A 20896-nucleotide genomic window follows, 5' to 3' on the forward strand; every position below is an offset into this window, starting at 1 on the left:
GTGATTGAACCAGTGGATAATGGCGTCCAGCCTTGTTTTTTTCAAAATATCAAGCCAGAAACGGTATAAAGGCATAGTTTTCATGTCAACTTGAATGTTACTATATAATAACTGGTTAATTGTAAAAATATTGTGGGAGCGGGGATTGTTCATGGTTGATAGATCATGGTTCATGGTTTTTGGGGTGGTAGATCATGGTTTATAGATGACTGATAATGATTGCATGTTGTGGTGATAATCGTTTTATAAAAGTACTGGTCTGCGTTAGGGATGGTAGCGGATACCGGCCAAGTGGCTAAGGCCTTGTGCAGTATGAGCGTACAGCCCGGGCCGCAGGCAACGCCATAATTCTGAACCGGGATTTGGGTGGATTTTTGGGATTAATGGGATTTTATAAAAATTTTTTAACTCAAATAAACTCGGATGGGATAGGTTGGTACGGTGAAAAAAACTAAACAATACGTAAAACAACTAAACGCTAATCTCAATTCTCTAATCTCTTTTTCCGGGCATTACCTCCGGCCCGGGCTGTACGCTCATACGCCTGCAGGCATTACGCCCGTGGGCCGGTATCCGCTACCATCCCTAATGCGGCCTACGCTCTTGACCGATCAAAAACTATCAGTTTAAAACCATCATCTATGAACCATGAACTATATTCCCAAAAAAATCCCCCAACCTTTGGCTATGAACCGTTAACTATCGTATTTTTGCGCGTTATGAGTATTGCTAAAACATATATCCCTAAAGAAACCGAAGAAAAATGGTACAGTTACTGGTTGCAGCACGGCTTTTTTAAGTCGGTGCCTGATGAGCGCGAACCTTATACTATAGTCATTCCGCCGCCAAACGTTACCGGGGTTTTACACATGGGCCACATGCTCAACAATACCATACAGGATGTGCTGGTTCGCCGCGCCCGAATGAAAGGTAAAAACGCCTGCTGGGTTCCCGGTACCGACCACGCCAGTATTGCCACTGAGGCTAAAGTTGTCGCCATGCTTAAAGAGCGTGGTATCAGCAAAAAAGACCTTACCCGCGAAGAGTTTTTAACTTACGCCTGGGAATGGAAGGAAAAATACGGCGGCATTATCCTTGAACAGCTTAAAAAATTAGGTGCCTCCTGCGATTGGGACCGCACCAAATTTACCATGGACGAGAATCTTTCGGAAGCGGTTATTGATACGTTTATCCACCTGTACAAAAAAGGTTTGATCTATCGCGGTATCCGCATGATTAACTGGGACCCGCAGGGCAAAACCGCGGTGAGCGACGAAGAAGTTATCCGCAAGGAAGTTAACCAGAAGCTCTTTTATATTAAGTACAAAGTCGTAAATCCGAAGTCTGAAGTCTTAAGTCAGGAGTCTGAAGTAGAAAGTCAGACTTCGGACTCAGAACTTCAGACTTCAGACTACCTAACCATCGCTACTACTCGCCCTGAAACCATTATGGCCGATGCCGCTATCTGTATCAACCCTAATGACGAGCGTTACCTGCACCTGCACGGTAAAAAGGTTTACATCCCGCTGATCAACCGCGAGATCCCGGTGGTCCTGGATGATTATGTGACTATGGATTTTGGTACCGGCTGTTTGAAGGTTACCCCCGCACACGATTTAAATGACTATGAACTGGGCCAGCGTCATAACCTGCCGGTCATTGATATCCTGAATGACGACGGCACCCTGAACGAAAAGGCGCAGATACTGGTTGGTGAAGACCGTTTTGCCGCCCGTAAAAAAATAGCTGTGTTGCTGGAAGAAGCCGGCGTACTGGAAAAAGTTGAAGAATATAAATCGCAGGTTGGTTTCAGTGAACGTACCAACGCGGTTATTGAGCCAAAACTATCCATGCAATGGTTTTGCAAGATGGGCGAAATGGCCAAACCTGCTTTAGACTATGTGCTAAACGGCGAGATCAAACTGATCCCCGAAAAGTTTGTGAACACTTACCGCCATTGGATGGAGAATGTACGCGACTGGAACATCAGCCGCCAGCTTTGGTGGGGACAACAGATCCCGGCCTGGTACCTGCCCAACGGCGAATTTGTGATTGCAAAGAACAGGGAAGAGGCTTTTGAAGAAGCGAAAAATCTCAAATCTCAAATCTCAAATCTCAAATCTGAAGATCTTATACAGGACGAAGACGTAGTTGATACCTGGTTTTCATCATGGTTATGGCCTATCTCGGTATTTGATGGTTTTAAGGATCCGAACAATGCTGATATTAACTATTATTATCCAACTAACGACCTGGTTACCGCGCCCGAAATTTTATTTTTCTGGGTTGCCAGGATGATCATGGCCGGTCATGAGTTCAGGGGCGAAGTACCGTTCCGGAACGTATATCTTACAGGTATCGTGAGGGATAAGCAAGGTCGTAAGATGTCAAAGCAATTGGGCAACTCTCCCGATCCGCTTGACCTGATAGCTCAATACGGTGCAGATGGTGTGCGCGTAGGCATGTTATTATGCTCGCCTGCAGGTAACGATTTGATGTTTGACGAAAGCTACTGTAAACAAGGCAGCGGCTTTGCCAACAAAATATGGAACGCCTTTAAACTGGTAAAAGGCTGGGAGGTTGATGAAAGCCTTGCCAACCCTAACGGCGTAGCCATTGAATGGTTTGCCAACAGGTTTAACCAGGCGCTAACCGAAATTGAAGCTAACTTTGCCCAATACCGTTTATCAGAGGCCTTGATGGATACCTATAAACTGGTATGGGACGATTTTTGCGCATGGTACCTGGAGATGATCAAGCCGGCTTATCAGCATCCTATTGATAAGGCTACTTATGCAGCTACTATTCAATTCTTCGAAAATATTTTGAAGGTATTGCACCCTTTTATGCCGTTCCTTACCGAAGAATTATGGCATGATGAACTGTTTGGCGAGCGTTCTGAAACTGACTGCTGTATTGTAGCGCAATTGCCCGCTATTGGGGAAATTAATTCACGTCTGTTAAATGAAACAGAGCTTGTTAAAGATGTGGTAACCAACATCAGGAACACCCGCAAAACAAAACAAATTTCTGACAAAGAGCCGCTTGAGTTATTTGTTAAATCAAATTCAGGGATCAATTACGGCCAGTTCGAAGCTATCATTACAAGGCTTGCCAACATCAGCAAGTTTGAATCAGTAGCCGATAAAATTGAAGGGGCTATTAATTTCTTAGCCTCAACAGATGAGTTTTATATTCCTTTCAGCGAAGAAATTGACCCGGTTGCCGAATGTGCGAAACTGAAAAAAGAGCAGGAATACCTGTTAGGTTTCCTGAAATCGGTTAATGCAAAATTGGGTAACGAACGGTTTATGGCTAATGCAAAACCCGAGATTATTGAGGTGGAGCAAAAGAAAAAGGCCGATGCCGAAGCTAAATTAACCATCGTTGAAGAAAACTTAGCTGCTTTGGCTTGCTAATTGCAGAACTTACCGGCTTTGCGTAACAAGCTACCGTACAGTATTTTGATTGCTGTACGGTGGCCTGTTCAATTGCAGGGCCAATGTTAAGTTCTGAATATGAGTAATAAAGTAAGTTTTTTTAACTTATCAATTTATAAGATTTTGTCGAAGGAGCAATCGTTCCTTGACCAGGCCCGGATTCGTTTATTGTATTATGGGTTCTTCCTTATTTTTGTTGCCCTTGGGGCACTTTACCTGAACGTTTATTTCCAAAACCAAAAAATGCTTGCTGATACCGCCCTGTTTTTGATGGGAGCGGTAGTTGTGTTATTTAAGTATTTAACCTGGCGGCCCGACTGGCGCGGCGCAACACATGCCCTGCTTATTGTGGGTACCCTTGTTAATACCAGCCTGGTTTATGCCTCTATGCAAACGGTAAATATCATTACCGTGCAGGTTATTATAATCGTGATCGTATTCAGCTATTATATGCTTGGCCAGCAATGGGGGCTCATGTACTCGTTGCTTAATACAGTACCGGTTTTGGTATTTATGATCATTGAATACAACAGTGGGTACATTATTAGTATAAAACCTAACAAAGTTGATCAGTCTACCATTATCATCAGCCTGTTTGCCAATTTTATATTGCTTATTTTTATCCACAGCCATTTTTATACTGCTTTTTTAAAAAACATTAAGCACCTTAAAGATAGCAGCAGGGAGCAGGCCCGGCTTTACAATAAGATGGAAACAGCTATTGAAAAGGCAGAGAAATCAGCCCAGGCCAAATCAGAGTTCTTGTCAACCATGTCGCATGAAATCCGTACGCCGTTAAATGCGGTGATCGGGATGAGTAATTTGCTGATGATGAGCAACCCGAGGCCCGACCAGCGGGAGAACCTTGAAATTCTTAAGTTTTCGGCCAATAACCTGTTAGCCATTGTTAATGACGTGCTTGATTTCAGCAAGATTGAGTCGGGGAAGGTAGTATTTGAAAATATCCGCTTCAACCTTGTTGAGCTGATGAACAATATTTGCGGCGGGCAAATACTGAAGGCCGAAGAGAAAGGCTTGCTTTTTAAGCTTGATGTTGATAGCTCATTGAAAGATAAGGTGCTTTTTGGCGATCCTACCCGCATAACCCAGATCATTTTTAACCTGGTTAGCAACGCTATAAAATTTACGCCGCAGGGAAACATATGGGTAAGGGTTACTTGTGTGGAAGACCGGCATAACACCGTTACCGTTAACTTTTCGGTAAGGGACACCGGCATCGGTATCGAAAAAGAAAACCTTGAAACTATATTTGAACCGTTTACGCAGGAATCATTAGCTACTACCCGGGAGTATGGCGGCACAGGGCTTGGCCTGGCCATAGTTAAGCGTTTGCTTGAGCTGCAGGAACTGCAAATGACCGTTAACAGTACAATGGGGCGCGGATCAGAGTTTTCTTTTCATATGGAATTTCCTGTATCTACAGAGGTATTGCCGGTTGCAGTAGCCACCGCTCCCGAAGCTAAACAAATTTCAGAAAACCCGCTGGCCTGTTTACGCGTGCTTATTGCCGAAGATAATATGGTTAATGTGATGCTGATGAAGAAACTGCTGAGCAAGTGGAGCATTAACCCAACCATTGCCGAAAACGGGGAACGGGCAGTTGAGTTTATGCAGTACGGCAATTTTGATATTATATTAATGGACCTCCAGATGCCGGTGATGAACGGCTTTGATGCAGCTAAGGAGATCCGTAAAATGGCCGATCCTAAAAAATCAAGCATACCGATCATCGCGCTTACTGCTTCCGCGCTTTTTGACATCAAAGAACAGGTATACGAAGCCGGCATGAATGATTATGTATCCAAGCCTTTTAAACCTGACGACCTGCTGGAGAAGCTTAATAATTATACTTTGAAAAAGGTGATGTAAGTCCCACCCAAACCCTCCCCGGAAGGGAGGGCTTTAAAAACTGCTATCGCTAAACTTCAACCAGTTCAAGCTGCTAAGCAAAAGGGTGGGGCTCGTGCGATTCCCCTCTTGAGAGGGGCGGAGGGGTGTGTCTCTCTGCTTTGATATTCAAATCGTATAAACACACCCCTGCTCTTGCTCATTCCCTACGCGCCTCTCAATAGGGGATTTTAAAGCGCTCACCTAATGGCCTATCTATTCAACTTATCGCCCTCCTCAATCACCGCCTGGTTTACTTCGTTTACTCTTTCGATCTCCATTTTTTCAACGGCCCTGTCGTAGGTTAAAACGCCGTTTACTTCGTGTTCAACGTCGGTGGTTTGGGTATATATGGCAACGCTCAATCCTTTGTATTTCATTAATTGCTCTACCTCATCAAGCAAAAAAACATAACGGTCGGTAAGCCTGGCTTTGGTTGGCTCATAATCATAGGCATCGTTATGTACCGGCCACATATGACCGCGAACAAACAGGCCAACGCCGCCAAATTCGCCCAGCGAGGCCGCCCGGCGGCTATCAGGAACAGAAGCACCGTAAGGGCCAACATAAATGTGTGTGTCCACGTAATCGCCATTGCCCGGATCGCCGTAAGGTTTTTGATAGCTGGGATTATTGTTAAAGCCCGAATTGCCATTAACTAATCGCGACGGATCATATTGTTTAACCCAATTGGTTATGTTTTTTACATCAAAAGCACCCCAGTTTTCATTGAAAGGCACCCATGTAATAATGGAGGGCGAGTTATAATGATCGTCGATGATGGCTTTTAATTCTTTCCGGTAAACCGTCCTGTTCTTAGTAGTATCTTCATTCTGATACCATATAGCGGGCATATCCTGCCAAACCAATAAGCCCATTTTATCGGCCCAATAATAAAAACGCTGCGGCTCGGTTTTCATGTGCTTACGGATCAGGTTATAGCCCGCTTTTTTGGTGTATTCTATATCAAATTTAAGGGCTTCTTCCGTAGGTGCGGTTAAAACACCGTCGGGCCAGTACCCCTGATCAAGCAGGCCAAGCTGCATGATGAACTTGCCATTTATAAGCGGACGGATCACGCCGTTAAGCTTGCCCAATTTAATATCACGCATGCCGAAATAACTTTTAACCTCGTCGGCTTCGCTGCCATCAGTATTGTATAGGGTAAGCTTCAGATCATACAAAAACGGAAAATTTGGTGTCCATAAAACCAGGTTATCTATTGGCAGATAGAAATATGCTCCTCCGGTTGCATCAACCTTTGAAACCTCTTTGCCATTGTTTAGGGCAATTGCTTTGAGTTTACCTGCACCCATAGTATTAACAAACACTTTTAAACGTTTACCTTCCACGTCTGGCAGCAGGCGAATATTTTTGATATATGATTTGTTAACGGGTTCAACCCAAACTGTTTGCCAGATGCCCGAGGAGAAAGTATAATCGCCGCGGGGACCGTTCTTGCCCGATGGTGTTTTACCATCATTGGGGTCATGAGCAGCAACAATAAGGGTATTGCTGCCTTTTTTAAGATATGAAGTAATATCAAAGCAAAATGAATCATACCCGCCCGAGTGCGAACCTGCTTTTTTACCATTTACAAAAACGGTGGCATCATGATCAACCGCACCAAAGTGAACAATAACCTGTTTGTTTTGCCATTTTGACGGAACCTCAAAACTACGGCGGTACCACATGTTAATCTCCTGTTTGCGCTGTATGCCAGAAAGTATGGATTCGGGACAATAAGGTACCAGGATTTTATCCGGCTTGTCATCAAAAGACGCGGGCGTTTGAGGGTTCAGTGCATTAGGCGCGTTTTTACCGCCGCGGTAATCCCAATGTCCGTTCAAGCACAGCCAGTCGTTGCGCTGCAATTGAGGTCGGGGATATTCAGATAAGGGTATTTCGGACTGCATGGCGGTATTGGTCCATTGAGTAGGGAGTTTAGCTTCCTGGGCAGATGCTATACAATTGGCAGCTATCAGTACCGAAGCCAATGCAATTGCTTTGCTGTAAATGTTCATAGTAAGGATGTTATGATTGATGAGGTTATGAACGCCAAAATAGGGAATTGATAACTGTTATCATAACATTAAAAAACGTTTCTCATGGGTAGTCTTAGAATCAGGCTGACTCTGAAGATGAAATGACATTGGGTATAGCGGGTTGTCACCCTGAGCTTGTCGAAGGGTCGCGCGCAGAGGCCCTACCCACCATGCTTCGACGGGCTCAGCATGACACCCGTTTGGGTAGGAGCGAAGCATCTTCTTCGCGCCGCATAGCCATGGCCGTTAACTTAAGGAGAAAAACGCCTAAGAAGCGAAGGGAAGTGCGATTCCCCTCTTGAGAGGGGTGGAGGGGTGTGTCACTCTACGTACGACTTATCGCTTGTATAACACACCCCTGCTCCAGCTCTTTTCCAACGCGCCCCCTCTCGAGAGCATAGCCGTCAATTTAAGGAGTAGTATAAAAATTTTTAAGAGCAAGAATCGGCCAACCAAACCTGACAGGGTTATTTAAACGCTTAAAAGCGGAATTATTTGACCATGGATTTCTTGATACCCTTGCTAAAAACACGGGAGTGATCAAACGTTTAAGGAAGATAAGCGGATCAGATCTTCTGGATACGCTGCTATTTGACAGCAATCAATCATTTAATGGCATGAGTATGCAGCTGATGTTAAGGCATTCACTTAATATATCAAAACAGGCCCTGCATCAAAAGTATAATGAAGGGCTGACGGAGTTTATCAAAGGGGCTCTGGAGCGACTTTTAGCGATAGAATTGCCTTGTAGAGAGATACAAGGGCTTGAGATCAACATCAAAGATTCCACACGTTTTGCCTTACCGGAGGCAATGGCGGATGTTTATCCGGGGACAAAAGGCTGCGGGATAAAAGCTGGCGCGGCCCTGCAGTTTGAGTTTGGGATCAAAAGTGGAAGTTGTGATATCAGGCTAACACCGGGCAATTGCAATGACCAGAAAGAAAGCCACCTCGATCAGCAGATGATTCGACCGGGTGTATTATACATGAGAGACCTGGGTTATAGCCATATTGCTTATATGAGCAACATTATCGAAAAGAAGGCATTCTTTGTCAATAAGTTAAGCCCCAAAACATCGATACACATTCTGCGTAATGAAGTATACCAGGAGCTGGACCTGACCGCTTTACAAAAATCAGGAAAAGCATTTGACGGTTTAGTTTATATTGGAAAAGACAAGCTACCTGTCCGGATGATTATTGAACCGGTAAGTGATGAAATAAAAAACAACCGGATAAGCCATACCGATAAATACAACAAAAAGAAAGGCCATCAGACAACAGCGCTTTTCAAGCTCAGAGCAGGCTTTAATTTCATTGTAACCAACCTGGATAGCACTTACAGTGCCGAACTGATCCGGAAACTCTATCATCTCCGCTGGCAGATCGAGTTGGTGTTCAAAGGCTGGAAATCATCGTTGAAGATCCATCAGATGCCTAAAGGAAATACCCACCGTATCACCTGTGCACTTTACAGCAAACTATTATGGGCTATGTTAAGCTGGAAGATAACAATGTCAATCGGTAAGATCGGCGAGGTAAGTATCCTCAAGGTACACAGTTTTATAGCATCAGGTATGCAGGAGCTAAGGCTGCAATTGTGGGGATTAAGCAGTAAGTGGCTGGATATGCTCGAACAGCTTCCGTTTTACAAACTGCTTAAAGAGCAGAAAAAAGGACGGCTCAAAACAGAGGAAATTGTAATAATTATTTGATAATCAATATATTAAATGCTATCTTTAGGTGTAAACAAAGAGAAAGGCAGAACCCTTTACCGATCTGCCTTTCAAAAAAATAGAAATAAAACTATGAGAGCAAAAATACATAAAGTTTGCCTTTACGGGCAAACTACGTTCTGCCCTCAATCTCAAAAAAACAAACTCTTTTTTATTGCTTTCGCTTAAATTGACGGCTATGCTCTCGAGAGGGGAGTTTGATTCGTTTACGCTGAATTAACTTCTTAAGTTAACGGCTATGGCCGTATAGCGGCTACTGCGTATCGAAGAAGATTCTTTACCATCGCATAGGATGACAAAGGGCTAAAGGTGATTTTCTAACCCTTAACATACCCAGGCAGTTCTTCAATAAACTGGTAAGTACATTTTTCATGATCGATAGTACAGTAATAGTGCTGCAGGCCATTGCTTACCGCCAGCAATGAAACCTTATGCACCATGTTATACCGGGCAATCTGGTCGAAGGTTTTTTGATCGATAGTTACTGAAGGCGCTTTACATTCAACCATTAAAATGCGTTGCCCGTCGGGGTTAAACACCACAATGTCGGTACGTTTTTGCAGGGTGTTGAGCTTGAGGCCGCCTTCCAGCTTAATTAATGAGCGGGGATAGTTTTTTTGTTTGATAAGGTATTGTACAAAATGCTGGCGTACCCACTCTTCGGGTGTAATGATGATGGTTTTCTTACGGATCTCGTCAAAAAGCGTTAATGTTCCGTTATCGTCGCTTATTTTAAAAGGGTAGGGTGGCAGGTTAAGCGGTTGGAGCATTTTTGCGAAGTCTTAAGTCGAAAGTTATGAGTCTTGAGTCGGGCTTCAAAATTAATAAATATATTATCAGGGAAACGCCTTTGAGGTAATTCGATGCATTGAAAAAATAGCAATAAAATTTTCACACGAATTATCTTCATTCTTACTACAATTAATCGAATTACACGAATTTTTCAATTACATAAATTTAAAATTCGTGTAATTCGATTAATTTGAAAAAATTAGTGTAAAAATTTCTTATCCATTCGCCTCATGTCAACATAGATTTTAAAAGCAATTTTCCTGTTTATATCATTGCATCGCCCTAAATTAAAATACATTCCACTTTTGACTTTCGACTTAGTACTTTTGACGTCGAAATATGACTGCTGCCGAGATATTAAAGGACCTTAAGAACCGTAAGTTTAAACCGCTGTACCTGTTGCATGGTGAGGAACCTTATTTTATCGACCTGGTAAGCAATTACATTGAGCATCACTTGTTGCCTGAGCACGAACGCGGCTTCAATCAAACCGTAGTTTACGGTAAGGATACCGACATCATGACCGTGCTCAATGCCGCCAAGCGTTACCCCATGATGGCCGATTACCAGGTGGTACTGGTAAAAGAAGCACAAGACATGAAATGGGGCAAGGACGATGACAATAAAAAAAGCATTGATCCGGTATTGAGCTATCTTGAAAATCCGCTGCCAAGTACTATTCTTGTTTTTTGCTATAAATACGGCAAATTTGATAAGCGTAAAAAAACGTACAAGGCCATTGAAAAGAACGGGCTTATTTTTGAATCGGCTACTTTATATGATAATAAGGTGCCGGCCTGGGTTGAAGGTTATGTAAGCGAGAAGGGCTACAAAATGAACCAGCAGGGATCGGCCATGATTGCCGAGTACCTGGGCAACGACCTGGCTAAAATTGCCAACGAGCTCGAAAAACTGATGCTGAATGTTAGCGCCGGGCAGGAGATTACCCTGAAGCATATCCAGGATAATATTGGTATCAGTAAGGAGTACAATGTATTTGAGCTGCAAACAGCCCTCACCAAAAAAGATGCTTACAAGGTAAACCAGATCATCAATTACTTTGAAGCCAATCCCAAATCAAATCCCATTGTTTTGGTGCTCGGCAACCTGAATAACTTTTTCAGCAAGGTGCTGGTGTACCATTACGTAAAAGATAAAACCCCGCAAAACCTTGCCCGCGAAATGGGCGTTAACCCATACTTTATTAAAGATTATGAGCAGGCCGCCCGTAACTACCCGCTTGGTAAAATTTTCCAGGTGATCAGCTATCTGCGCGAGTATGATTTGAAAAGCAAAGGCGTTGAATCAAACGCGCCGCACGGTGAGTTGATGAAGGAGCTGATGTTTAAGATCCTGCATTGATCCTAAATCTCTTTATGAGCCTATCATCACAAGCAAAAGCCAATATTGCCTCCACGCTTATTCGCGTATCGGCGGTTTTGTACCTGGTTTATTATTATTTGAACGGCGGAAGGTCGGCTTCTTTTCAAATCGCTTTAGCAACGTGCATTGCGCTGGGTATTTTACTTTTACTGGCTTTCTTTATCAGGACGGGCTATAAATGGGCCAAGTGGGTGTTATTGCTTTTATTAATCTTAACTATAACACCTGACGCTATAAACCTCCCCGCAACTTTTAAAGCAAATATCTACGCGGGATGCATCGCCATAGTCATCGACCTATTACAAATAAGTGCGCTTGTTTTGCTTTTTATACCGGATAAGGAAGGGCCTGTTGCTGAAGAAATTTAAAAAAGCTCTCCAAAATCATTTCTAATAAATTAAATAATGTAACATTTTTGTTAAGTGTAGCATTGGTTAGTGTTTGACCGTATACATACGGTTATTCACTAAAACTTCATTATTAGCCGGCATAAGCAGGTTTTTAGCCTGACTTTCTATCTCGCTGGTTTACATGTAATTGATTATTTACAATGTAACAAAATTCATCAGCCGATTAATTTCCTAAGTTCACTTATCCTAAGCAAATGTTTTGGGCTAATTAACAAGGTATACTACTTAGAAATTACGGTCATGATACTTTTATTTTGTGGATTATCGGGCGCTGGAAAAACAACTTTGGCAAAAAGTGTAGCCGCCGAATTAACAAGCCTGGGCATTAAAATTGAGATCATTGACGGTGATGAATATCGTGCTGCACTTTGCCGCGATCTGGGTTTTAGTAAGGAAGACCGGAACGAGAACATCCGCCGCCTCGGCTTTGTGGCCAGCCGTTTTAGCGCACAGGGTATTGTTACCATTGTGAGTGCTATAAATCCATATGACGATATTAGGCAGGAACTTGCCGAAAAATATGATCATGTAAGCATTGTCCACGTGGATTGCCCGGTGAAAAAGTTGATAAGCCGCGATACCAAAGGTTTATATAAACGGGCGCTGCTGCCTGATGGGCACCCGGATAAACTAACCAACCTGACAGGTATTAACGATAGGTTTGATGTACCTGTTAAGCCTGATCTGTACATTGATACCTGCAATTATACCATACAACAAAGTACCTCTTCACTGCTTTATTATATTATCAATAATCTGCATCCTGTTAAGCAGATTAATAAAATACCAAGCTATACCTGACAAAAAAAGGACGCTTATAACAGTTTTATGCAAAAAAGAGTACTGATCATTACCGGGATGCACCGTTCCGGTACCTCGCTTATTACCCAATGGTTAAGCAAATGCGGCCTGCAAACCGGCGAAAAACTGGTACCTGGCGGGTACGGCAATGTGGAAGGGCATTTTGAAGATATTGAATTTTTAAAAATGCACGAAGAGATCCTGGCCGGCCATAACCTGCCCACAACAGGGCTTACGGTTGAGCATGTGGCGCAGTTTACCTTGTACGAAAAGGAAAAGCTTAAAAGCATTATTAAAGTTAAACAACAGTTATACGACCAATGGGGCTGGAAAGACCCGCGGACATGCCTGTTCCTGGATGTATATAAAGAACTGCTGCCCGATGCCTGCTACCTGGTTATCCTGCGCGATTATCAGTCGGTAGTGAGCTCACTTTTACGGCGCGAATTTAAATGGGTGGAAAACAGATACATGGCGCGTAAATATTTTTCAAGACTGGTATGGATGAAATTCAGACGGTCGCGCCGCATGGTGCAGTTTTATAATGAATACGCTACCGAATACCTGAAAGTTTGGATAGCCTACAACCAGGATATTTTGAAATGTATTGAAACACTGCCCCGGGATGCTTTTGTAGTTGTTAATTATTCGATGCTGAAAGACGAGGATGAACAGGTTTTTGAATATCTGAAAGACAAGTGGAACCTGGCATTAAAGTACTCAAGGTTTAAGGACATTTTTAAGGAAAACCTTATCGGCCCCGATGTCGCTTTTGAGCAATACATCAATGATAAAACCCTTATTACGCAAGCCATAAAACTACAGGCTCAGCTTAAAGAATATATGCTGACTGATTAGTTCCTGAAATTTTTTGAGGTTTATTATACATTGTTGCGAAAGAAGTAAACAGATATCTGTGCAATAAAGTGTAAAAGCAGTCCAATTTGCGATACAATCGTTATTATGGTTTGATAATCAGTTAATTATTTCTCCAAATTCGTTTTACTCAATGGCTTAAGTACCCCCTTGTCGCGGTGCTGATTTAGCCGTTGTGAAACGAAGGAGGAGGATATGAAAGCTAAGTTTTTTTGCTACTTGCCCTACAGAGTAGTTACGGGGCTTTTGATCATCATGTGTTTACATTCGCCGGGTTTTTCGCAAGCGGGGAAAATTGGGTCGCTGGCATATTTAAGGGCGCGCAACGGAATTGGCGGGTTTAACCTGGGCGGCTTGTTAACCGGCGAGCAGGAGCAGGCTTTAACTTACATTGATGGTGAGGGCAGCAAGCCCGACGCTGATAGCTGTGTTACCTATGAATATCATCCTGATAAGCAACTGGAGCTGGAAGGCGGGCTAACAGCAAGCCATATTTGTATACGTACCTGGCAAAATAAAATAGTAAATATTTATGTTTTCTTTAACCGCAACCAGGGATATAAAATGCTCAGTAAATTCTTGCACTGGTACGGTACCTTTACTGCAAAACCAAATGATTACCAGGACGTTTATCTGTGGGAATCGCGCACGGTAAAACTACTGTTGAGCTATCACCCCGATGATGACCAGGGAATTGCTGTTTACACTTCTGTTCCTTTAACAAACACCATCAACGCGCAAAATGCTAAAAGGCTAACCCAGTTGTTAACCAGTAATGAATAAGTAAAGGCTTTATTAACCCCTACATCACCACTCCACCCCGTAATTTCATTGTAACAATACCTGTATTGCCTGTAGCGCATTTTAGTTTACGCTCCCTTTTTTACATTTTTACGTTACAAAAATTTATACCGTACAAATGCAACATTGGTTAGTAAAAAGTGAGCCCTTTAAATACAGCTGGGAAAAATTTAATAAAGATGGTCGTACCTTTTGGGATGGTGTGCGCAATTACCAGGCACGCAATAACCTGAGGGAAATGAAAGAGGGCGACCTGGTGTTATTTTATCACAGTAACGAGGGTAAAGAGATTGTAGGCATAGCCAAAGTTGTTAAGGAAGCTTACCCGGACCCCACAACCGATGATACCAATTGGGTAGTGGTTGACCTGGCCCCGGTTGAAGCCCTGAAAACCCCGGTGACCCTTGAGCAGATCAAAGCCGACCCTAAATTACAGGATATTGGCCTGGTAAGGCAGGGGCGTTTATCGGTAATGGGGGTAAAGCGCGAAGAGTTTGATTACATCTTAGCGCTGGGCAGTAAATGAAATGTGGAAGCATCTTAACGGGTTGTTTTGTTAAGTCGGGCCTTGTCGCCGTTTTATTGGTATTGCCGGGACTTGCAAAAGCGCAGGATGCTTTCAGCGCCTTTCCCGATCTGTTTACCACCCCTTACGGCTATGTTGCGAAACATGTAAAGCAAGCGCCGGTAATTGATGGCGATCTGGAAGATGCTGTATGGCAGCAGGCCAAATGGACCCGGGACTTCCAGGATATTGAGGGCCGTCTTAAACCGCAGCCTCCGCTGCAAACCAACGTTAAAATGCTTTGGGACGATAGCTGCCTGTATGTAGCAGCCCGCATCAGAGATCCGCATGTTTGGGCTACGCTTAGCCATCATGATGATATTGTTTACAAAGACAATGATTTTGAGCTGTTTATCGATCCTGCCAACAGCACGCATAGTTATTTTGAAATTGAGGTGAATGCCCTCAATACCATTTTCGATTTGTTTTTGACCAAACCCTACCGTAACAACGGCGCCGCGGTAACCGGTTGGGATGCGCACGGCTTACGGTCGGCGGTAAAAGTTGAGGGCACACTGAATGATCCTACGGATACGGATAAAGGCTGGACGGTTGAAATGGCTATCCCATTTAAAGCCATAGCCGGTGGCTTTAACCACGCTGTGATAAAGGATGGTACTTTGTGGCGTATCAATTTTTCGCGGGTGCAGTATGATACTAAAGTGCAAAACGGCAAGTATGTAAAGCAGCAGGATAACAACCGTCGTGATTTGCCCGAGCATAACTGGGTTTGGAGCAACCAGGGACTTATCAACATGCATTACCCCGAACGCTGGGGCTACCTCCTCTTCAGCGATCATGAGGCTGATGACGCGACGTTTAAAATACCCTATGCGGAAGAGCAAAAAAAATACCTGTGGCTGGTTTATTACAAGCAAAAGCAGTGGTTTAAAGATCATCACCAATACTGCACCTCGTTAAACAACCTGGGTGTTGAAAATAAGGTAACAGTAGCAAGCCATGCTAATGAACTTAAGCTGGAAGCAACTGCCCATCAGTTTATAGCTTATATTGCCGATAGTAAAACCAAAGCGACCTATATGATTGACCAGGACGGCCTGGTGCAGCAACAGATAATCCCTAAATTCCATGAATAAGCGCGAATTTTTAAAGGCCGGTTTACTGGCCGGCGTGGCTGCCCAGTTGCCCTTAGTAAGCAACGCCGCTGTTGAAGCTGCCAAAAACAGCAAGAAAAAAGCCATGAAAAACTGGGTATGGATCAACCCTAACCCAAAAGATACGGATGATGAACTGGCCACCCGCTACGCTTCCTACAAGGCATCGGGCATTACCGGCATATTTTTCGAGAACGACAGCGAACGCCATTTTCGTGCCGCTAAAGCTAAAGGCCTGGAGGCCCACCGCTGGATCTGGACTTTTAACCGTGCCGAACTGGTAAACGAAAAGCCCGAATGGTACAGCAAAAACCGCAAAGGCGAATCATGTGCCGATCATCCGCCGTATGTGCAGTATTATCGCTGGCTTTGCCCGTCGCGCCCTGAAGTGCAGGAGTATTTAACCAAAACTGTCGATGATATTTTGGCTAAAGATTATATCGATGGCATCCACCTGGATTACGTGCGTTACTGCGATGTTGTGTTACCGGTAAACCTTTGGGATAAATATAAAATTGAGCAAACCAAAGAGCTGCCCGAATATGATTTTTGCTACTGCGACGTTTGCAAAGCCAAATTCAGGGAAGAATATAATCAGGATCTCGATCAGATCCAATACCCCGAAGCCAGTCTTTCATGGCGCTTGTTCAGGTATAATAACATAACCCGGGTGGTTAACGGTATCTCGACTGTTGCCCATCAGCATAAAAAACAAATAACTGCGGCCGTATTCCCTACACCCGAAGTAGCCCGTCGCAACGTAAGGCAGGACTGGACAAACTGGAATATGGACGGCATTTGCCCCATGATATACCATGGTTTTTACAAGGAAGGAGTGAGCTGGATAGGCAACGCAGTAGCCGAAGGTGTACATTTCCTGGCCGGCAGGTTTCCGCTGTATGCAGGCCTGTATTTATCAGATTTTAAGAGTGATGATGAAATCCGCACGGGTATACAGGTGGCGCTTAAAAATGGCGCGATGGGCGTGTCTTTCTTCGGTAATGTAAGGCCGGAAGTACTGGCGATACTGAAAGATGAGGTTGCGGTGTTTAAGGCTTCGTAATATTAAACTAAAAACCTGCGCTCGTTTGTAAACGAGCGTACTATAAAAATGTCATTTCGACGAACCTGTTGGGAAAAGTGTAGGGGGGTGAGGAGAAATCTTATACGCCATGCTTCCCACATGAATAGCCACTGGCAGGGCGTACAAGATTTCTCTTTCGCCCCGACGTTCATTCCCTTCCCTGCTCTATCGAAATGACATTTTTTTTGATTACTACAATCAAGGCAATAAACCTTTCACCTTTCACCTTTTCCCTTTCGCCTCAAAACAAAAACTATCCCCGCATTTTGTCCAATAGATCACTTAGGGTTGCAGCTTCATCTTCGGTGAGGTTATTGCTCAGGATCTCTTTTGTTTTAAACTCGGCATCCATTTTTGAAAGGGTTGCAAGGCCTTCTTCGCTGATGCGGATATCTACGGCGCGCCTGTCTTTATTATTGGTGCAGCGTGATACCAGTCCTTTTTGAACAAGGCGGTCAACAATGCGCGATGCATCCGACATTTTATCGATCATCCTTTCCTTCAGCAAATTTATAGTAGCCGGTTTGGGGTACTGGCCGCGCAGGATCCGCAGTATATTGAACTGCTGCTGGGTAATATTATGTTTTTCAAAATGACAACGAAAATAGTTAGCCAGCCAACCTTGCGTGTACGCCACGTTAATGGCTACTTTGTGGTAGTTGTCTTCAAAATTGGTACTTTGTATTTCGTCTTCTATTCGCATAGTAATAGTAATGAATGGGATGCAAATATGTTTAATTATTTTTAATTTAACATTGATTTATTTATCGCTACCGTCTGATTCAGTGCCATTTCCAAACAATTTTACCTTGCCATAGCCCCAGGGGCAATGCAGGCACTTGTTTTTACAGCAATAGCCCCGCTTTAAATGATAGGCTTCGGTAAAAACAAAATTGCCATCATCGTTGATATAATAATCAATGCCTTCCTGCAACATCAGTTCAGAATTTTTACAAAGATATCATCTTTAAAATAAGCTTTCAGATGCTCGCCCTTACCGTGAAGTGTCCACACTTGTTTGGGTTTAGTGTTGGCGATGGTTTGCAGGATATCGTTCCAGTCCACATGGTCGGATATAAAGAGGGTATCCTGGTTATTAACCTGCAGGTTTTTCCATCCCGATGCAAAAAGGCGTTTAACACCGGTGGCCCTGATGTAACTGTCGAACGTAAAGGGCGGCACTATATAAACAAACTCGTCCTGCACCTTCATCAGTTTGCGCCCGTAAATTTGGTATTTGCCAGGATGGAAGCCCATCTTTTCATAAATGGCATTGATGGGCATTATTTTATGATGTACCAAAATCTTTTTTTGCGGCGCATGTTCGGTAATGAGGTTGATTAAGCGCTGGCTTTTGCCAAGCGCATAAGCACCAAGCAAAATGTTACTCTTGATATCATTGATCTTGCGGATTTCGGCAACAGGATCGGGATGGATAACAGCCGGATTGGCGAAGGTACTTTCGGTGATCAGCACATCGGTGGTAACCCATTCAATAGGTTCGCAGGTGGCATCGGGCTGTAGCTTGTAGTCGCCGGTATATAAATATCTCGCGCCTTCATACTCCATCAGTATTTGTGCCGAACCAAGCATATGCCCCGCCGGGATCAGTGTTATCGTAACCCTGCCCACTTCAAATGGCTGGTTAAAGGCAGCTATGTTAAAAACTTTGGCGGCGGTACGGTCGTACCGCAGCTGCATAATGCTCGCTGTGGCGCGGGTGCAGTAAACATTGGTATTGCCACTTATGGCATGATCAGCATGGGCATGGGAAATTACAGCCGTTTTTACCGGTAGTTGCGGGTCGATATAAAAGTCGCCGTATTTGCAGTACAGCCCCTTTTCGTCAAAAGAAACAAAATCGTCAAGTATCATTAATGCTAAGCGAGCGATAAATACAGTTCATGCAGGGCTATTACCTGCGGTATAACCAATTGTTTACCATCGTTAATAATTACATCATTGGCCAGTTTCAGTTTTTCATCCTGCGATAGCTGGCGGGCCTCGCGGCTTTCAACATCGGCCCGGCTAATGCCGTCGCGCTCCATAACGCGGGCAATGCGGACTTCAAACGGGGCGGTGATCATGATGGCCCTGTCGCACATTTTGTATGAGCCGCTTTCAAACAAAATAGCAGCTTCCCGAATCACGTAGGGAGCATCCTTGTGCAGCTGGTCAAAACTATCAAAAGCCCTGAACACGGCAGGATGCACCAGGGCGTTAAGCTTTTCAAGTTCGGCTTTATTGTTAAAAACTATCCCCGATATATATTTGCGGTTCAGACTGCCATCATCAAAATAGGCCTGTGCGCCAAAGGTTTGTTTAATGCCGTCAATAAGCACATGGTCGGTAACCATTACTTTTTTAGCTTCGTCGTCGGCATAAAAAACAGGAATGCCAAGTAATTCAAACACCTGGGCAACGGTTGTTTTGCCGCTGCCTATATTACCGGTTAAACCTATTTTAAGCATTATTTTTTTATGTAGAAATCAATATTGGCAGGAAATATTCTTATCACTTTACAAAAGGGAGGCATATGGATAAGTTTTACCGGCAGGGCCGTGTACCCCTTATCGCGCCAAAGATTAAGATCGGCAACGGCTTCAAACAGGTCTTCATCAATATCGGCATACCGGCTTAAAGACGTAGTAAAAGTGACTTTAATTTTTTGCGGAAACACTTTTACGTTATAGTAGCTGTTGTTGTTGATCAGCTTTACGGGGATCTCCAGCGTTTTCTCGGTAAATTCATCAACCGGCACAATAGCCTGTACCGAGCGGGGATAAACATTCAGGTTGCCCTCATTGCTGGGCTTTAAGTTAACCCTGGTATTAATGGTTTCATTAACATTACTGAATTTAAGCGAGTCTGTTTTCCACGAGGTGATTTGCTTCAGGCGTTCAACAGGGCCGCTCACGGTTACATAAGCAGGCCTTACCGTTATGTTACCCGATACCGCAAATTGCTTTTGATAGCTAACGCCCATGGTAAGCTGAACAGGGACCTTTTTGATAAGGCGGTTACTGAAATCAAAATAAAGCGTATCCGGGTCAATGGATAAGATCCGGTTGGCCGGGTCTTTCCCTATATTGATCTGTTTAAGTTGCATGCTGTCAATAACCACATAATTTCGGGTTTCGAGCGAGCGGAGATCAACAGTTAGCGGCTTATTATCGCTGTTGATCCTGGAGAACAGCATTTGCCAGCCGGTACCCTGTATGGTAGCATCAACAGTATCGGGCTGCAGCGAATGAAAAGCCCGCCTTTGCGGAGCGTTTTTAAAAGTTAAAACTTTTTTCACTCTGTAAGGAAGCGGATCGGACAGCGTAGTAAAAATCCATGCAATGATAGCCAGCGACAAACAGGTAAAAAATACCGAGAGCCGCCTGCGTTCTGTTGCCGATAATTTTACTATTGCCATGTTTTAAGCTGAAGGCTTAATGCTAAAAGCTGAAAGCCGAAAAATGTATTGCTCATTTCTTAACCTTCAGCTTTTGCTGTTTTATTTATAAGTATATTTTGCTTTCGGCTTTAAGCGTTCCGCCTTAGTTTAAACTAAGGTTGTTTTAGCTTTCGGCCTTTAGCTTTATGCTTTAAGCTCAATTACGCTTTCTTCTCAACCGCCGGTGTATTCAATGCTTTTGATGCATCAAGCGATATGGCCGATTTATCAAAGCGGATCTTGCCGTTTTCAACCTCAACCAAAAATGTGGTTTCGTTTAAATCAATGATGCGGCCGTGGATGCCGGCTGTGGTTATAACCCTGTCGCCTTTTTTAAGTTCTTCAACGTATTTTTTTTGATCTTTTTGCTTTTTAACCTGCGGGCGGATCATAAAGAAGTAAAACACTACGATGATCAGTACCATTGGCACTAATGAACCGTAGCTGCCTAAGCCGCCGCTTGAAGCCTGTAATAAAATAGTAGCTATCATTTGTTTA

19 protein-coding genes are annotated in these 20896 nt (G+C 43.6%); 11 read left to right on the forward strand and 8 right to left on the reverse strand.

Annotation, left to right across the window (positions count from 1 at the left end):
- Nucleotides 1-719: 719 nt before the first annotated feature.
- The gene (locus tag MusilaSJ_RS22825; RefSeq protein ID WP_274990477.1) at nt 720-3419 is read left to right on the forward strand and encodes a valine--tRNA ligase; all 2700 of its coding nucleotides are present in this window, start codon (nt 720-722) and stop codon (nt 3417-3419) included.
- A gap of 99 nt (nt 3420-3518) precedes the next feature.
- Nucleotides 3519-5330: an ATP-binding protein gene (locus MusilaSJ_RS22830; RefSeq protein WP_274987085.1), complete on the forward strand. Its 1812-nt coding sequence runs from the start codon at nt 3519-3521 to the stop codon at nt 5328-5330.
- Nucleotides 5331-5560: 230 nt separating this feature from the next.
- Here MusilaSJ_RS22830 and MusilaSJ_RS22835 read toward each other — a convergent pair whose 3' ends face one another.
- Nucleotides 5561-7372 (reverse strand): glycoside hydrolase family 2 protein, encoded by a 1812-nt coding sequence (locus MusilaSJ_RS22835; RefSeq protein ID WP_274987086.1) that lies wholly within the window; start codon nt 7370-7372, stop codon nt 5561-5563.
- 479 nt (nt 7373-7851) lie between these two features.
- Between MusilaSJ_RS22835 and MusilaSJ_RS22840 the strand changes: the two genes are divergently transcribed.
- Entirely contained in the window at nt 7852-9108 is a 1257-nt protein-coding gene (locus MusilaSJ_RS22840) for an IS4 family transposase (RefSeq protein WP_274990478.1), read from the forward strand.
- 338 nt (nt 9109-9446) lie between these two features.
- On the opposite strand, the gene MusilaSJ_RS22845 is transcribed toward MusilaSJ_RS22840, so the two are convergent.
- Entirely contained in the window at nt 9447-9899 is a 453-nt protein-coding gene (locus MusilaSJ_RS22845) for a type I restriction enzyme HsdR N-terminal domain-containing protein (protein WP_274987087.1), read from the reverse strand.
- Nucleotides 9900-10260: 361 nt separating this feature from the next.
- On the opposite strand from MusilaSJ_RS22845, the gene holA reads away from it, so the two are divergent.
- The 8 genes from holA to MusilaSJ_RS22885 all read left to right on the forward strand — a co-directional run bounded on the left by holA (nt 10261) and on the right by MusilaSJ_RS22885 (nt 16935).
- Nucleotides 10261-11283, forward strand: coding sequence for a DNA polymerase III subunit delta (gene holA / locus MusilaSJ_RS22850; protein ID WP_176629129.1), 1023 nt, complete (start codon nt 10261-10263; stop codon nt 11281-11283).
- A gap of 14 nt (nt 11284-11297) precedes the next feature.
- Entirely contained in the window at nt 11298-11672 is a 375-nt protein-coding gene (locus MusilaSJ_RS22855; protein ID WP_274987088.1) for a hypothetical protein, read from the forward strand.
- Between the two features lie 282 nt (nt 11673-11954).
- The gene (gene cysC, locus MusilaSJ_RS22860; protein WP_274987089.1) at nt 11955-12515 is read left to right on the forward strand and encodes an adenylyl-sulfate kinase; all 561 of its coding nucleotides are present in this window, start codon (nt 11955-11957) and stop codon (nt 12513-12515) included.
- Nucleotides 12516-12542: 27 nt separating this feature from the next.
- On the forward strand, nt 12543-13373 hold the full coding sequence (locus MusilaSJ_RS22865; protein ID WP_274987090.1) for a sulfotransferase: 831 nt from the start codon (nt 12543-12545) through the stop codon (nt 13371-13373).
- A gap of 213 nt (nt 13374-13586) precedes the next feature.
- The gene (locus MusilaSJ_RS22870) at nt 13587-14174 is read left to right on the forward strand and encodes a hypothetical protein (RefSeq protein WP_274987091.1); all 588 of its coding nucleotides are present in this window, start codon (nt 13587-13589) and stop codon (nt 14172-14174) included.
- Between the two features lie 136 nt (nt 14175-14310).
- On the forward strand, nt 14311-14718 hold the full coding sequence (locus MusilaSJ_RS22875; RefSeq protein ID WP_274987092.1) for an EVE domain-containing protein: 408 nt from the start codon (nt 14311-14313) through the stop codon (nt 14716-14718).
- Nucleotides 14715-15854 carry a carbohydrate-binding family 9-like protein gene (locus MusilaSJ_RS22880; protein ID WP_274987093.1) on the forward strand — a complete coding sequence of 380 codons (1140 nt, stop codon included), beginning with the start codon at nt 14715-14717 and terminating at the stop codon, nt 15852-15854. Before MusilaSJ_RS22875 ends, MusilaSJ_RS22880 begins: the two co-directional genes overlap by 4 nt.
- Nucleotides 15847-16935: a family 10 glycosylhydrolase gene (locus tag MusilaSJ_RS22885; protein WP_274987094.1), complete on the forward strand. Its 1089-nt coding sequence runs from the start codon at nt 15847-15849 to the stop codon at nt 16933-16935. The genes MusilaSJ_RS22880 and MusilaSJ_RS22885 overlap by 8 nt, the downstream gene beginning before the upstream one ends.
- Before the next feature lie 274 nt (nt 16936-17209).
- Here MusilaSJ_RS22885 and MusilaSJ_RS22890 read toward each other — a convergent pair whose 3' ends face one another.
- The 6 genes from MusilaSJ_RS22890 to yajC all read right to left on the reverse strand — a co-directional run bounded on the left by MusilaSJ_RS22890 (nt 17210) and on the right by yajC (nt 20889).
- Entirely contained in the window at nt 17210-17659 is a 450-nt protein-coding gene (locus MusilaSJ_RS22890) for a MarR family winged helix-turn-helix transcriptional regulator (protein ID WP_091175216.1), read from the reverse strand.
- A 57-nt stretch (nt 17660-17716) separates the two neighbouring features.
- A complete protein-coding gene (locus MusilaSJ_RS22895) occupies nt 17717-17893 on the reverse strand; it encodes a C1orf53 family protein (protein WP_274987095.1) in 177 nt (58 codons plus the stop codon).
- Nucleotides 17893-18831, reverse strand: a complete 939-nt coding sequence (locus MusilaSJ_RS22900; RefSeq protein WP_274987096.1) for an MBL fold metallo-hydrolase — start codon at nt 18829-18831, stop codon at nt 17893-17895. Before MusilaSJ_RS22900 ends, MusilaSJ_RS22895 begins: the two co-directional genes overlap by 1 nt.
- 5 nt (nt 18832-18836) lie before the next feature.
- Nucleotides 18837-19427: a dephospho-CoA kinase gene (coaE, locus tag MusilaSJ_RS22905; protein WP_274987097.1), complete on the reverse strand. Its 591-nt coding sequence runs from the start codon at nt 19425-19427 to the stop codon at nt 18837-18839.
- On the reverse strand, nt 19427-20377 hold the full coding sequence (locus tag MusilaSJ_RS22910; RefSeq protein WP_274987098.1) for a CdaR family protein: 951 nt from the start codon (nt 20375-20377) through the stop codon (nt 19427-19429). Before MusilaSJ_RS22910 ends, coaE begins: the two co-directional genes overlap by 1 nt.
- A gap of 182 nt (nt 20378-20559) precedes the next feature.
- A complete protein-coding gene (gene yajC, locus MusilaSJ_RS22915; protein WP_274987099.1) occupies nt 20560-20889 on the reverse strand; it encodes a preprotein translocase subunit YajC in 330 nt (109 codons plus the stop codon).
- Between the last annotated feature and the right edge of the window lie 7 nt (nt 20890-20896).

Origin of the sequence: Mucilaginibacter sp. SJ (assembly GCF_028993635.1) — a bacterium.
GTDB lineage: Bacteria > Bacteroidota > Bacteroidia > Sphingobacteriales > Sphingobacteriaceae > Mucilaginibacter.